The organism is Kitasatospora sp. NPDC090091, from assembly GCF_044747365.1.
Taxonomy (GTDB): Bacteria; Actinomycetota; Actinomycetes; order Streptomycetales; family Streptomycetaceae; genus Kitasatospora.
This window is the reverse complement of record NZ_JBIVDY010000025.1, coordinates 9,437-23,023: the sequence shown is the minus strand read 5'-3', so window position 1 is coordinate 23,023 and position 13,587 is coordinate 9,437. Positions and strand designations below refer to the sequence as shown.

Genomic DNA, 13,587 nt, shown 5'->3' with positions numbered 1-13,587 from the left:
CCCTTCGATGCACCTGCTCAGCTTCCACACCGGCGGCGGCGACACGCCCCGCCTCGGCGCGCGGAGCGGCGAGCGCGTGGCCGACCTGACGGCGCTCGCCACCGCGGCCGGCGCCGACCTGCCCGGCGATCTGCTCGCGCTGATCCGGGCCGGCGGACCCGCCCTGGCCACCGTCCGCGGACTGCTGGCCGGCGCGCCGGCCGACGCCTGGCTGCCGCTCTCCGGCGTCACGCTCTGTGCGCCGCTGCGGCCCGGCAAGATCGTCGGAGTCGGCCTCAACTACGTCGAGCACGTCGAGGAGTCGCACCGCTCGCTCGACACCGAGCGCGAACTGCCGGACCGCCCGGTATTGTTCGGCAAGCCGGCCACCGCCGTCACCGGCCCCGGCGGGCCGATCCTGCACAACGCCGACCTGACCAAGCAGCTCGACTGGGAGTGCGAACTGGCCGTGGTGATCGGCCGGACCGCCAGCCGGGTCACCGAGGCCGAGGCGCTGCGGCACGTCTTCGGCTACAGCATCGTCAACGACATCAGCGCGCGCGACCAGCGCCGCTCCGGGCAGTGGTTCTTCTCCAAGGGCCAGGACTCCTACTGCCCGTTCGGACCGGTCGTGGTCACCGCCGACGAGATCCCCGACCCGCAGAACCTCGACCTCTCGCTCAAGGTCAACGGCGTGACCAAGCAGGACTCCAACACCCGCCACATGCTCTTCGGCGTCGCCCGGCTGATCGCCGACATCTCCTCCGGCATGACCCTGGAGCCCGGTGACGTGATCTCCACCGGTTCGCCGTCCGGCGTCGGCGCCGGCCTCGTCCCGCCGCAGTTCCTGCAGCCCGGCGACCTGGTGGAGGCCACCGTCGAGCGGATCGGCACGCTCGCCAACCCGGTCGTCGACGCGCGCGGCCACGACGACGGCGGCCACGACGACGGGGCGGGCGCGTGACCACCTACCGGATCGGCCAGATCGTCCCGAGCTCCAACGTCACCATGGAGACCGAGGTCCCGGCCCTGCTGCGGGCCAGGGAGAAGGTCGCCCCCGAGCGCTTCACCTTCCACTCCAGCCGGATGCGGATGACCAGGGTCACCCCCGAGCAACTGCGCGCGATGGACGCCGACTCGGACCGCTGTGCGCTCGAACTCTCCGACGCCCGGGTCGACGTGCTCGGCTACGCCTGCCTGGTGGCCGTCATGAGCAACGGGCCCGGCTACCACCGGGAGTCCGAGCAGCGGCTGCACCGGCGCACCGTCGAGAACGGCGCACCGGCGCCGGTGGTGACCAGCGCCGGCGCCCTGGTGGCCGGGCTGCACGTCCTCGGGGCGAAGAAGGTCGCGCTGGTCGCCCCCTACCTGCGACCACTCGCCCGGACGGTGGTGGACTACCTGGCGCACGAGGGCATCACGGTGACCGACCACGCGGCCCTGGAGATCCCCGACAACCTGGCGGTCGCCGCCCACGACCCGGCCCGGCTGCCCGGGATCGCCGCCCGCCTGGCGCACGCCGAGGCGGACGCCGTGGTGCTCTCCGCCTGCGTGCAGATGCCCTCGCTGGCGGCCGTCGAGGAGGCCGAGCAGCGGCTCGGCAAGCCGGTGGTCTCCGCGGCGATCTGCACCGTCCACCAGCTGCTGCGTGCGCTCGGGCTGCCCGCCTTCGCCCCCGGGGCGGGGGCGCTGCTCTCCGGCGCCTACGCGGGGAGCCCGTCGCCGGTCCCGGGCTCGGCGCCCACCGCGCCGCCGTCCCGGCCACCGGAGGCATTCCCGCAGCCGCCCGCAATCCCGCAGCCGCCGGCCGTGCCGCAGCCGCCCGTCGTCCCGCCGTCCGGACCACTTGGCTGCGCTCCGACAGTATGATCACGCCGGACGGCCGCGGACGCCGGCGCCGCCGCGCGCCCGCGAGGCCACGACGGGAGGAGGGCCGCCATGCCGGAGAACACGCCACGCCCCAGCTCCCTGATCCACACCATCTACGGCGAGTTCGTGCGGCGGCTCGGCGGCTGGATCTCGATAGCCGACCTGATCGCGCTGATGGCCGAACTGGACGTCGACGCGCCCGCCGTCCGGTCGGCGATCTCGCGGCTGAAGAAGGCCGGCACCCTGTTGCAGGAGCGGCGCGCGGGCACCGGCTACCGGCTGAGCCCGGCGATGGGCCCGGTCTTCGACGAGGGCGACCGCCGGATCTTCCACAGCCTGGCGCCCGCCGAGCTCGCGGACGGCTGGGTGGTCGCGGTCTTCTCCGTCCCCGAGTCGGAGCGGGCCAGCCGCCACCAGTTGCGGTCGCGGCTGGGCTGGCTCGGCTTCGGCAACGCCGCCCCAGGGGTCTGGCTGGCGCCCGCCCGGGTGCTGCCGGACGCCCGGCGGCTGCTGGAGCGGCTCGGACTGAGCGCGTACGTCCACCTCTTCCTGTCCGAGTACGCCGGGTTCGCCGAACTGCGCTCGGCAGTCGGCTCCTGGTGGGACTTCCCGGCGATCGAGGCGCAGTACGCCGAGTTCACCGAGGCCTGGGGGCAGGTGGCCGCCGGCCTGCGCCCGCACGCGCTGATCGAGCCGGTCGAGGCGTTCCGCGCGTACGTCCCGATGCTCACCCAGTGGCGCCGGCTGCCCTATCTCGACCCGGGGCTGCCGGCGCCGCTGCTGCCGCCGGAGTGGAACGCCGTCGCGGCCCGCGCGGTCTTCACCGAACTGCACGGGCTGCTCGCCGGACCCGGTCTCCGGCACGTCGAGCAGCTCACCGGCCTGTCGCGCCCGGCGCTCGACGCCCGGCCACAGCCACAGCCTTGGCCATGACCGCATCCGCACAAGTATCGCCGCAGCCCCGACCCGCAGCCCGACCAGACGCCATGACGCCGGAGGAGATGCCGCCGTGACCGACCACGCCCCCGCCGACCTGCTGATCCGGTCCGGCACCGTCCACACGCTCGTCCCCGGCGAGGCGCCGCGCCGTGCGCTGGCCGTCACCGGCGACCGGATCACCGCACTGTCCGCCGCGGCCGACGGCCTGGACCACCTGATCGGCCCGGGGACGGAGGTGCTGGACGTGCCCGGCGCCACCGTACTGCCCGCCTTCGACGACACCCACACGCACTTGATCCTCGCCGCGCACAGCGTCCACGACGTGCCGGTCCACCGGGCCCGCGACCTCGGCGAGTTCCTCGGCCTGATCCGCGAACGGGCCGCGAACACGCCCCCCGGGCAGTGGATCCGCACCACGATCAACTGGCAGGAGGTCAACCTCGCCGAACAGCGCCTGCCCCGCACCGAGGAACTGGACGCGGCCACCGACCGGCACCCGGTGCTGGTGCGGCGCGGCGCCTACAACATGGTGCTCAACACCCCCGCGCTGCGCCTGGCCGGCATCACCGCCGCCACCGAACCCCCGCCCGGCGGCGTGATCGAGCGGGACGAGCAGGGCCGGCTGACCGGCCGGCTGGTCGACAAGGCGGTCGCACTGGCCGAACGGGTCCTGCCGCGCCCCGCGCTCGCCGACCGGATCGACGGCCTGCGGGCCGCGTCCGCCGACTACGCCGCGACCGGGATCGGCACCGTCCGCGACTGCCTCGTCCCGGTGGAGGACCTCGACGTGCTGCGCGCGGCCCGGCAGGCCGGTGCGCTGAGCGTACGGGTGCGCGCCCTGGTCTCCGGCTTCGGCGCCCGCACGCCCGGGCAGGTGGACGAACTGCTCGACCGGATGGAGCCCTGGCGGGCCGAGAGCGACGCGTGGTTGAGCGTCTGGGGCGTCAAGTTCGGCATCGACGGCGGCATCGAGGCGGGTGCGCTGGACGAGCCGTACGAGGGCCGCCCGTGCTACCACGGCACCCTGCTCTGGGAGCCGGAGGAGCTGGCCGCGGCGGTCGACCGGGTGGTCGCGCGCGGTTGGCGGGTCGGCGTGCACGCCTGGGGCGACCGAGGCCTCCGTACGCTGCTGGACGTCTTCGAGCAGGTGCTCAAGGACCGCCCGGGCCTGGCCCCGGGCACCCTGGTGGTCGAACACGGCGGCCTGGCCCGGCCCGACCAGCGATCGCGCGCGATCGCGCTCGGCATCCCGGTCACCGTCCAGCACCCGCTGCTGCACGACGCGGCGACGGCCCAGATCCGCGCCTGGGGCGCCGAGCGGGTGCGCGGCATCTTCCCGCTGCGCGAATGGCTGGACGAGGGCGCGCTGCTGGCGGCCGGCTCCGACTTCCCCGTCGGGCCCTACGGGGCGATGGTCTCGGTCTGGGGCATGACGACCAGGCAGACCGTGGCCGGCGCCCAGGGCGCCGAGCACGCGATCACCCGGGCCGAGGCGATCGCGCTGCACACCGTCGACGCGGCCCGGCTGCTCGGCGAGAGCGGCACGCGCGGGAGCCTGCGCCCCGGCGCGCTGGCGGACCTCACCCTCTGGCCCGCCGACCCGCTGGACTGCCCGCCCGACGAGCTGGCGGGGCTGAGGCCGCTCCGCACCGTCCTCGGCGGCCGTACGGTCCACCGGAGCTGACCCGGCCCGGCCTGTTCCTCTTCAACCACTTCGTCGCCGAGGACACGGCAGTGGCGCTCGAACTCTGGGACCATCTGGCCGGGTGGTACGCCGTCGAGACCGGTCTCGACAACTCGACCCTCCTGGAGCCCATCGGCGAGGCCGACTACGCCTTCGTCAACCACGCCCGCTGGGACATCGGTGTGCCCAGGTTCCTGCTCCGCCAACTCGCCAGGCCCGGCTTCCGCAGCTTCGTCCTGACCAACCTGCTGGTCAACCGCACCGGCTCCATGCCCGTCCTCTACCGCCTGGCCTGACGCCACCGACCGAGAGTGTGCTGATCCGCCGCTTCATCGTGCTGTCATCGGGCGCTGTCACTGTCGTCCCCGTGATCTCGGCCGACCGCGTGCCGCACCGGAGAGCGGGCGTGTGGGCCGACTGCGTGGGGAGGAACGAATGCGAGCACGACGGATCGCGGCCGCGGCAGCCGGAATCCTGCTGACGGTCGGGCTGACAGCGGCACAGGGGGCCACGGCACAGGGGGCCACCACGCGCGTGACGGCTCCGTGCGAGGGCACCTACACGATCGTGGTCGGGGGCACCGGCAGCTCGTGGAACAACGACGGGTTCACCGGCAACATCCAGCAGCACGTCGGGTATCCGACCCAGATCCCCAACGGTGCCAGCACGCGGGCGGGCGTCAACGAGCTGAACCGGCTGGTCCGCGACCAGCGCGCGGCGTGCCCGGGCCAGCACGTCAAGATCGGCGGGTACTCGCTGGGGGCCGGGGTGGTGCACGTCTGGGTCACCGAGAACTGGCAGACCTTCGACAACGTCAACGCCGTCCTCGTCTCGGACCCCAAGCGCCAGGGCCCGCCCGGGGCCAACGGCGGGGCCGTGCCGTTCGGCGGCTTCATCGGAGCGCCGCTCGCAGGTGCCGACAAGTTCTTCGGCAACGTGCCGGTCAAGACGATCTGCCACTGGGACTACGTCTGCGACGAGTCGGCCGGCATCTGGACCTACCCGTACAACCACGTCCACAACTACCCCGAAGACTTCAACATGGATCACCACAACGACAGCGCCAACGAGGTCTGGTACAACGGCGCCTGGTATCCCGCGTAAGCACGGAACGCCCGTCGGCCGGGTCCGTGGCCGAACTCCTTCACCGCCTGTCGGCGGCCGGGAACGTCCGGCCGCCGACAGGCGGTGATCTGTTTCCGGCTCCCCGGCACCCCGCAGCGCCGCCCCGGGTGCGACCGCTTCATCGGGATGTCATCGGCCCTCCCTAGCCTGGTCGCGTTCAGTCAAACGCCGGACCGCAGGGGGAAGGACGACTCGATGGCACGGAGCAGGCTCAGAGCGAGGCTGCCGATCACGGTCATGGCCGCGCTGGCCCTGATGAGCACGGCGGCGGCAGCCGGGACACCGGCCACCGGAACGACGGCCGCCGGGACACCGGCCGCCCAGCCGGGGACGGGGACGGGGCCGGACCGGCCGACGATCCGGTACACCGAGTACGGGATCCCGCACATCATCGCCTCGACCATGGAGGGGCTGGGCGAGGGGTACGGCTACGCGGCGGCCAAGGACAACATCTGCACCCTGGCCGACACCTACCTGATGGTCAACGCCCAGCGGTCCCGCTACCTGGGGGCCGACGGCAGGGCGAGTCCCGGCCAGAACCAGAACGGCACCACCAACCTCAACAGCGACCTGTACTTCCAGCGGATGAACGACAACCGGGTGGTGGAGCGGCTGCTCGACCAGCCCGCCCCCAACGGGCCGGAGCCGGAGGTCAAGGAGGCCATCCGCGGCTATGTCCAGGGGTACAACAGGTACCTGGCCGAGACCGGCGTCAACAACCTCTCCGACCCGGCCTGCCGCGGCGCGGCCTGGGTGCGGCCGATCACCGAGCTGGACGTCTACCGGCACGCGCACGCCGAGATCATCATGGGCAGCGCCGATCCGCTGCTGGACGGCGAGGTGAACGCCGCACCCCCGGGAGCCTCCGCCGCCGCGCCGTCCGCTGCCGCGCCGTCCGCCGCCGCGGCGCCGGCGGCCTCCCCCGAGGAGACCGCGGCGAAGATCCGCGAGGCCATGGCCGCGAGCCGGCAACAGGGCAGCATGGGCAGCAACGCCCTGGCGGTCGGGTCGCAGGGCGTGGCCGCGGGCACCGGCACCAGCATGATGCTGGCCAACCCGCACTTCCCCTGGCAGGGCAAGAACCGGATGTGGCAGAGCCAGCTGACCATCCCGGGGAAGATCAACGTCTCCGGGGCCAGCCTGCTCGGACTCCCCGCGGTGAACATCGGGCACACCGACGACGTCGCCTGGAGCCACACCGTCGCCACGGTGGCCCCGTTCGGGCTGTTCGACGTGCAGGTGGACCCGCTGCACCCGACCAACTACCTGGTGGACGGCGGCTGGCAGCAGATGACCTCGCAGCAGGTCGGCGTCGACGTGCTGAATCCGGACGGCTCCATCGGCAGGGTCACCCGGACGCTGTGGTCCACCCGCTACGGCCCGATCACCACCTCGGTGCTCGGCGTCGCGCTGCCCTGGGTGGTGAGCGCGCACGCGGTGCGCGACGCGAACATGGACAACCTGCGGGCGTTGAACACCTGGTTCCACCTCGACCGGGCCAAGGACGTCAACGACGTGGTGAGCACCCTGGAGACCACGCAGGGCGTGCCGTTCTTCAACACTGTCGCCTCCGACCGCAAGGGCAACGCGCTGTACGCGGACATCCAGGCCGCCCCGAACATCACCGACGAGCACGCGCAGTCCTGCCTCACCCTGACCGGCCAGGTGCTGTTCAACCAGCAGCTGCGGCTGCCCAACGTGCCGCCGGTCTCGATCTTCGACGGCAAGCGCAGCGCGTGCGACTGGCCCGACGATCCGAACGCCGTCGCGCCGGGGCTGCTGGACCCGCACAAGCAGCCGCGCCTGATCCGGTCCGACTTCGTGGGCAACGCCAATGACAGCGCCTGGCTGGCCAACCCCGAGCAGCCGCTGTCCTTCCCCCGGGTGATGGGCGACACCGCAGCGCCCCGCTCGCTGCGCACCCAGGAGCTGATCCTGACCGCGCAGAACCGGATCAGCGGCAGTGACGGCCTGCCGGGCCGGGGCTTCACCCCGGAGACCATGCGGCAGTTGCTGTTCGCCGACAACAGCAGGGCGGCCGACCTGGCCCTCAACGCCACGGTGAGCTCGTGCCGCAGCCAGCCCTTCGGGCTCGTCCTGGTGGACGGCAACCTGGTCAACGTGAGCGAGGCCTGCCCGATCCTGGCCGCCTGGAACCACAAGTACACCGCGGACAGCCGGGGGTCCTGGCTGTTCGAGAACCTCTGGTACTTCCTGACCAACGGGCAGGCGATCGAGAAGCTGCCCTGGCGGGTTCCCTTCGACCCCAAGGACCCGGTGCACACGCCCAACTCGCTGGACCCCGGGAGCTCCGCCGTCCGCGACGCGCTCGGCCGGGCGGTGCTCGCGCTGCGCAACGCGGGCGTTCCGCTGAACGCGCCGCTGTCGGACGTCCAGAAGATCACCCGCAATGCCGAGCAGATCCCGATCCACGGGGCGATCCACGAACTGGGCGTGCTGAACGTGGTCACGCCCGGGACGGTCGACGGAAAACTGGACATCACCTTCGGCTCCAGCTTCGTCCAGGAGACGCGGTTCACCGCCGACGGCCCGCCGCAGTCCGCCTCGCTGCTGGCCTACTCGCAGTCGGCCAACCCGAACTCGCCGCACTACGCGGACCAGACCAAGCTGTTCTCGGCCGGCCAGTGGGTGACCGAGCGATACACCGAGGAGCAGATCGCGGCCTCACCGGCGCTGGAGATCAAGGTCCTGGACCGATGATCCCGCGCCGCGCAACGACGACACCGACAAGGGGGAACACCGTGACGAGGACATCGAGCCGGTGGCGCACGGTGGTGGCCCTGCTGGCCGCCGTCCTGGCGACGGCCACGACGGCGGGCACGGCACGGGCCGCCGGCGGCACCGGGGCGCCGCCGCCGATGGCGAACGGGTTCGGCCTGACCCAGGTCGAGCCGGCCGTGGGCGGGCCGACCGACTTCTACCTCACCGTGACCACTCCCGAGGTCACGGGCCGGCACCACATCAAGATCATCCTGCCGAGCGGGTACTACGACGACCCGACCAGGCGCTACCCGGTGCTGTACTTCCTGCACGGCTCGCCCGACGACCCCGTCCAGCAGAACTACCCGGCGCTGACCATGTCCAACTCGATGATCACCGTCATCCCGGACGGCGGCGCCCGGGGCTGGTACGCCAACTGGCTCAACCAGAACACCCAGCTCGGAGCCCAGAACTGGGAGAACTTCCACCTCCAGCAGGTGATCCCGTTCATCGACGCGAACCTGCGGACCGTCGCCGCCAAGAAGGCCAGGGCCGTCGCGGGCGTCTCCATGGGCGGCTTCGGGGCCCTCCACTACGCCCAGGACCACCCCGAACTGTTCAGCCAGACCGCGTCCCTGTCGGGGGACATCGACCTGTCGGCCGACTCCATGGACCTACGGCTGGCCGTGGTCGCCTCCCTCATCGACGCGCAGGGCGCGATCTGCGGCTCGGCCTCCGGATTCTGCGGCGACCCCGCGAACGACCCCTACAAGCCCGGCGTGGACAGCGACGCCCTGTTCGGCTCGCCCTACCCGGTCTTCAACGTGGACTGGCGGTGGAACGCGGCCGACCCGTCCCAGCACATGGACAGGCTCGCCGGCGTCGGAGTCTCCATCTACGTGGGCAACGGACGCGGCGTGCCCACCGACCTGGAGTTCTGGCTCGAAGGCGCGTCCAAGCACGTCAAGGACCGCATGGACGCCCTGGGCATGCCGTACCACTACGTCGACTACGGCGACGGGTCCGGCTGGGGCACCCAGTGCAACGGGGGCCACAACGCGGGCTGCTGGGAACAGGACCTCCGGGACCTGATCCCCCGGCTGGAACGGGCCTTCGCCTCCTGAGCGCGGCCGACGGTACCCGGGCCTCACCGCACGGCTGCGGTGAGGCCCGGGCCGACCTCCTCCCCGCTCAGGATCAGCCGGTGCGTCCGGCGCAGCAGCCGGCTCGGCGCAACCCCCAGGTCGTCGGCCAGCCGGCGGCGGGCGCGGTCGAACACGGCCAAGGCGTCGGCCTGTCGGCCGCTGCGGTACAGCGCACCCATCAGCATCGCGGCCACCGGCTCGTTCAGGGGATGCGCCGTGGACAGGGCGAACAGCTCGGCGGTCGCCTCGGCGCACTGGCCCAGCTGCAGCTGCCACTCCAACTTCCGCTGAGCGACGGCGATCCTGCGCTCGGCGAGCCGCAGCCGCTCCAACTCGGCCAGCGGGCCGGGCAGCCCGGCCAGGAGCTCGCCGCGGAACAGGTCCAGCGCCCGGGCGCAGAGGCGGACCGCCTCGGCCGGGTCGCCCGCCCGACGGGCCGCCGCGGCGTCGGTGACCAGGCTCTCCATGCGCGTCAGGTCCACTTCGACCGCGCCGGGGACCAGCCGGTAGCCGCACCGGTCGTGCTCGATCACCGAGTCCGGGCTGTCCCCGATGCGCAGGGTCTTGCGGAGGCGGTAGATGTGGACCGGCACTACGTTCGTGACCGGCTGCTCCAGCCCCCAGACGCCGTCGAGCAGTTCCTGCTGGCTGACGGTCCGCCCCGCGTGCAGCGCCAGTGCCGCCAGCACGGCCTGCTGGCGCAGGTGCCCCAGCTCCAGGGACCGCCCGTCCCACCGGGCCCGCAGCGGTCCGAGTACGGAGATCTGCACCTTCGGTCCGGCCGCCCGGCCGGCGGCGCCGCGTCGGACCGGGCCCACCGCCCGCGTGCGGGGGCCGCAGCCGGGGGCGACCAGTCCGCAGTCGAAGGCGTGGACGATGGCGGCGGCCCGGTCACGCAGCCCGAGCTTCCCGAGGATCCGCGCGACGCACCCGGTCACGGCCTCCTCGGAGATGGCGAGTGCGGCGGCGATCTCGTCGTCCCGCAGGCCGCAGCCGACCGCGTGGAGCACGTCGCGCTCTCGGGGCCCGAGCGCGGCGGCGCTCGGCCGGCTGGTGGTGGCGGTCGTCGGCATCGCTGCTCCCTGGACTCCGGGCCGGCCGGTCCGGCGGACGCCGTCGACGGTAGTGACGGGAGCCTCGGGCCCGGAATCCGGAACGATCCGGAGGAGCACGTGCGGCGGCCCCCGCCACGGACACCCGGCCCCCGCCGCCGGCAACCCGTCAGGACCGCGGACACCCGGTCAGGGGCAGCGGGCGAGGGCGGGGTGGTCCTTGGTGCGGACGGCGGGGAGCCAGGCGGTGGTGGGGCCGGGGAGGCGGACGCGGTACCAGAGGGTTGAGGTGCGGTCCTCCTCGTCGATGACGGGAAGGCCGGTGGGGAGTTGGCAGTCGGCGTCGAGGAGGTCGTTGTGCCAGACGCGGGTGGGGACGACGTTCTCGGCGGTGTAGGGGCGCAGGGGGTCGACGGCGAGGCCGAGGCTGCACCGGGGGTCGCGGTCGGTGCGGTCCTGGCAGCTGCGTTCGGCGTTGAAGACCCGGACGCGGGTGGGGTGTTCGTCCGAGCCGGAGTGCGGCCAGAACACGACGGCGGCGGCCGCGGCCGTGGCGCAGGTGGCGAGGGCGAGCAGGGTGGTGCGCGGTCGTGGGCGGCGGTGGCGGCGGCCGCCCCGGTCGGCGCGGATGCGGGCGAGCAGGCTCTCGGCGGTGTGCGGGGCGCGGGCGGCGTGGGTGGGCGCGAGGCAGTCGACGGCGAGGGCGCGCCAGAACGGGGGCAACTCGGGGGCCAGGCGCAGGGCGGCGCGGCCTTCGGCGTACTGCTGGGCGGCGGCGCTGCGGGCGGTGGGGGTGGCGCCGGGGAAGGGCGGGACACCGGCGGCGAACACCTCGTGGATCACGATGCCGAGCGCCCAGATGTCCGCGGTGGGCCGGATCTTGACGCCGTGCTCGCCGAGCGGTTCCTTCCAGCGCTCCGGCGGCAGGTAGTCGGGTGTGCCCATGGGGGCGGAGTGGCCGTGGGTGCCGGTGAGTTCGATGGCGAGGCCGAAGTCGGAGAGGCGGACCTCGCCGTCCTCGCCGATGAGGACGTTCTCGGGTTTGAGGTCGGTGTGGACCCAGCCGGAGCGGTGCAGGTGGGCCAGGCCCTCGCAGATGCCGGCGATGATCCGGCCGCCCCGGGCCTCGTCGACGCCGGTGGCGAGCACGTCGCGCAGGGTGCCCCGGGCGCGTTCCATCACCAGGACGATCGCGCCGTCGAGCCCGGGGTGGTCGGGGGCGGCCAGGGTGAGGGTGCCGAGCAGACGGACCAACCGGGGGTGCGGGGCGGTGCGGGCCAACTCCGCTTCGCGGCGGGCGGCTTCGGCGACCTGACGGGCCTGGCGGGGGGCGAGTCCGGCGGTCGGCAGCACCTTGAGGGCCACCGTGTCGTCCACGGCGGCCGCGCGGTCCGGGCCGTCGGCACCGGTGGCGTCCTCGGCCCGGCGGGCGGCGTAGACGGTGGCCCAGCCCCCTTCGCCGATGGGCTCGGTGACGATCCAGTCGCCGATCCGGTGGCCGGCGGGCAGCAGTTCCTGGCCGGACCCGCGAAAGTCCGGGGCGTGCACCATCGGGGCCCCTACCTCCGGGGCTCGGCGGCTTCGGTGCGCGGCAGGAGCGCCAGGTGCTCCTCGCGGACGATGCCGAACTTCAGGGCGAGCCCCACGACGGCCTCGCGCTTGCCGCTGCGGCGGTCCGCACGGCTCGCGTCGTCCGGCAGGTCGATGCGGAGCTTCTCGTCGGCGAGGTAGTCGAGGTGCGAGCTGACCGCGCGGGCGGTGAGCCGGGCGCAGGCGGGGTGGTCGCGCAGCCGTGCGACCACCTGGGGGGTGGTGGGCACGGCGGCGGGGGAGCGGTCACGCAGCCACGGCTCGCAGAGCGCGACCAGGACGAGGAAGTAGGTGGCGGTCTCGTCCAGCGAGTACGCCGTCATGGTGCGGCTCTCCCAGGATCCGCCACCGCGGGCGTGCGGGTCCAGGTAGACGTGGTCGGGCGCGAACACCTGGAAGGACAGCGGCGTTTCACGCCGCGAGGGCAGCACCACCCGGGAGAACTCGAACGGGATCGGCGCGCCGATGCGTCGCGGCGGCACCCGCAGGTACTCGCCGGCGCCCTCCGGGTTCTCCACCAGGTAGGTGTGGGTGCTGCTGAGGTTGCTCAACTGCCAGTGGTCGTCGGTCGCGTGGATCTCGCCTGCGAGCCGGGAGACCGTCTCGTCGCCGAGTCGGAGCTCCACCGGCGTTCCGGCGGAGCCGCGGCCGAAGCGTGCCCGCTCTCCCGGACCGAGCCGCAAGGTCACCGCGTCCTCGCCGTTCCCCTCCGGCAGGTGGACGAGAATCCCGCTCACCGCTCCTCCGTCCCGCGCACTGCTTCCCCCGTTTCGCCTGCCGATCATTGTCGGACGGACGGAACGTTACCTCCTTGAGCATGACAATAAACCGTATGGTGGCGCAGGCCACGTGACGGGGAAGCCGGGGAGCGCACGGACGGGTGTGCGTGCGGGCGTGCGGACGTGAAGACGGGGCGGACGGTCAGCGCATCGGCGCCGCCGTGGCGGTACGGCCCGCGAGCGGGAGCACGCGTGCTCCCGCTCCGGCCGCCCGCAGCAGGCCGTGCCTGCTGGTCGGGGACATCGTTGTTCTCCAGGGGTGCCGGTGGGGTCAGGGGACGGCGGGGCCGGCGGTGGTGTTGAGCCAGGTCCAGTCGGACCAGGTGGAGAATCCGGTCTGCCACTTGTGGTGGACGCCGGTGTTGCTGGTGCCGAAGACCTCGATCCGGCCGTCGGCGTTGGCCGTGGCGACGATCTCGGTGCCGGCGCCGCCGAAGGTCTCCCACGGGCCGTAGGGCGCGTTGACGCCGGTCTGCCAGAGGTGCTGCGCCGTGCTGCCGTTGATGGCGAACACCTCCACCCGCCCGTCGGGCGAACGCTCACTGGTGAGTCGGGAGTCGGCGGGTCCGCCGGCGGGTTCCCAGTCGGACCAGCCGCTGTTGGGTGCGGTCTGGTACTTGTGGAAGATGCCGACGGGTCCGGAGGCGAAGACTTCGAGGCGGCCGTCCTGGTTGTGGTCGACGGTGAGGTCGTGGCCGCCGCCT

The 13,587-nt window shown here is 73.2% G+C and carries 11 protein-coding genes and 1 pseudogene; 8 read left to right on the top strand and 4 right to left on the bottom strand.

What is annotated here, in order from left to right; translation table 11 throughout:
- Window positions 1-7 precede the first annotated feature (7 nt).
- The 8 genes from ACIPSC_RS32445 (at window position 8) to ACIPSC_RS32410 (ending at window position 9,441) form a co-directional block, all read left to right on the top strand.
- Complete coding sequence (locus tag ACIPSC_RS32445; protein WP_400831277.1) at window positions 8-943, top strand: fumarylacetoacetate hydrolase family protein; 936 nt, start codon at window positions 8-10, stop codon at window positions 941-943.
- Window positions 940-1,848, top strand: coding sequence for an Asp/Glu racemase (locus ACIPSC_RS32440; RefSeq protein WP_400831274.1), 909 nt, complete (start codon window positions 940-942; stop codon window positions 1,846-1,848). Before ACIPSC_RS32445 ends, ACIPSC_RS32440 begins: the two co-directional genes overlap by 4 nt.
- A 69-nt stretch (window positions 1,849-1,917) precedes the next feature.
- On the top strand, window positions 1,918-2,781 hold the full coding sequence (locus tag ACIPSC_RS32435; RefSeq protein WP_400831270.1) for a PaaX family transcriptional regulator C-terminal domain-containing protein: 864 nt from the start codon (window positions 1,918-1,920) through the stop codon (window positions 2,779-2,781).
- Between the two features lie 76 nt (window positions 2,782-2,857).
- A complete protein-coding gene (locus ACIPSC_RS32430) occupies window positions 2,858-4,471 on the top strand; it encodes an amidohydrolase (RefSeq protein WP_400831267.1) in 1,614 nt (537 codons plus the stop codon).
- A 50-nt stretch (window positions 4,472-4,521) separates the two neighbouring features.
- Entirely contained in the window at window positions 4,522-4,767 is a 246-nt protein-coding gene (locus tag ACIPSC_RS32425) for a hypothetical protein (RefSeq protein ID WP_400831265.1), read from the top strand.
- Window positions 4,768-4,906: 139 nt separating this feature from the next.
- A complete protein-coding gene (locus ACIPSC_RS32420) occupies window positions 4,907-5,575 on the top strand; it encodes a cutinase family protein (RefSeq protein WP_400831263.1) in 669 nt (222 codons plus the stop codon).
- A gap of 216 nt (window positions 5,576-5,791) precedes the next feature.
- On the top strand, window positions 5,792-8,317 hold the full coding sequence (locus ACIPSC_RS32415) for a penicillin acylase family protein (protein ID WP_400831261.1): 2,526 nt from the start codon (window positions 5,792-5,794) through the stop codon (window positions 8,315-8,317).
- Window positions 8,318-8,358: 41 nt separating this feature from the next.
- Window positions 8,359-9,441, top strand: coding sequence for an alpha/beta hydrolase (locus ACIPSC_RS32410; protein WP_400831257.1), 1,083 nt, complete (start codon window positions 8,359-8,361; stop codon window positions 9,439-9,441).
- A gap of 23 nt (window positions 9,442-9,464) precedes the next feature.
- On the opposite strand, the gene ACIPSC_RS32405 is transcribed toward ACIPSC_RS32410, so the two are convergent.
- The 4 genes and pseudogenes from ACIPSC_RS32405 to ACIPSC_RS32390 form a co-directional block, all read right to left on the bottom strand.
- Window positions 9,465-10,535, bottom strand: coding sequence for a BTAD domain-containing putative transcriptional regulator (locus tag ACIPSC_RS32405; protein ID WP_400831254.1), 1,071 nt, complete (start codon window positions 10,533-10,535; stop codon window positions 9,465-9,467).
- Window positions 10,536-10,703: 168 nt separating this feature from the next.
- Window positions 10,704-12,065, bottom strand: a complete 1,362-nt coding sequence (locus ACIPSC_RS32400; RefSeq protein WP_400831251.1) for a serine/threonine-protein kinase — start codon at window positions 12,063-12,065, stop codon at window positions 10,704-10,706.
- Between the two features lie 8 nt (window positions 12,066-12,073).
- Entirely contained in the window at window positions 12,074-12,841 is a 768-nt protein-coding gene (locus ACIPSC_RS32395; protein WP_400831249.1) for a serine/threonine protein kinase, read from the bottom strand.
- A gap of 313 nt (window positions 12,842-13,154) precedes the next feature.
- Window positions 13,155-13,587, bottom strand: a pseudogene (locus ACIPSC_RS32390) (M23 family peptidase); the annotation flags it as partial.

Bases quoted from the DNA above. Each gene is read 5' to 3' on its own strand.
- ACIPSC_RS32445 (WP_400831277.1), top strand. From the start codon at position 8: ATGCACCTGCTCAGCTTCCACACCGGCGGCGGCGACACGCCCCGCCTC.
- ACIPSC_RS32420 (WP_400831263.1), top strand. From the start codon at position 4,907: ATGCGAGCACGACGGATCGCGGCCGCGGCAGCCGGAATCCTGCTGACG.
- ACIPSC_RS32435 (WP_400831270.1), top strand. From the start codon at position 1,918: ATGCCGGAGAACACGCCACGCCCCAGCTCCCTGATCCACACCATCTAC.
- ACIPSC_RS32415 (WP_400831261.1), top strand. From the start codon at position 5,792: ATGGCACGGAGCAGGCTCAGAGCGAGGCTGCCGATCACGGTCATGGCC.
- ACIPSC_RS32400 (WP_400831251.1), bottom strand. From the start codon at position 12,065: ATGGTGCACGCCCCGGACTTTCGCGGGTCCGGCCAGGAACTGCTGCCC.
- ACIPSC_RS32405 (WP_400831254.1), bottom strand. From the start codon at position 10,535: ATGCCGACGACCGCCACCACCAGCCGGCCGAGCGCCGCCGCGCTCGGG.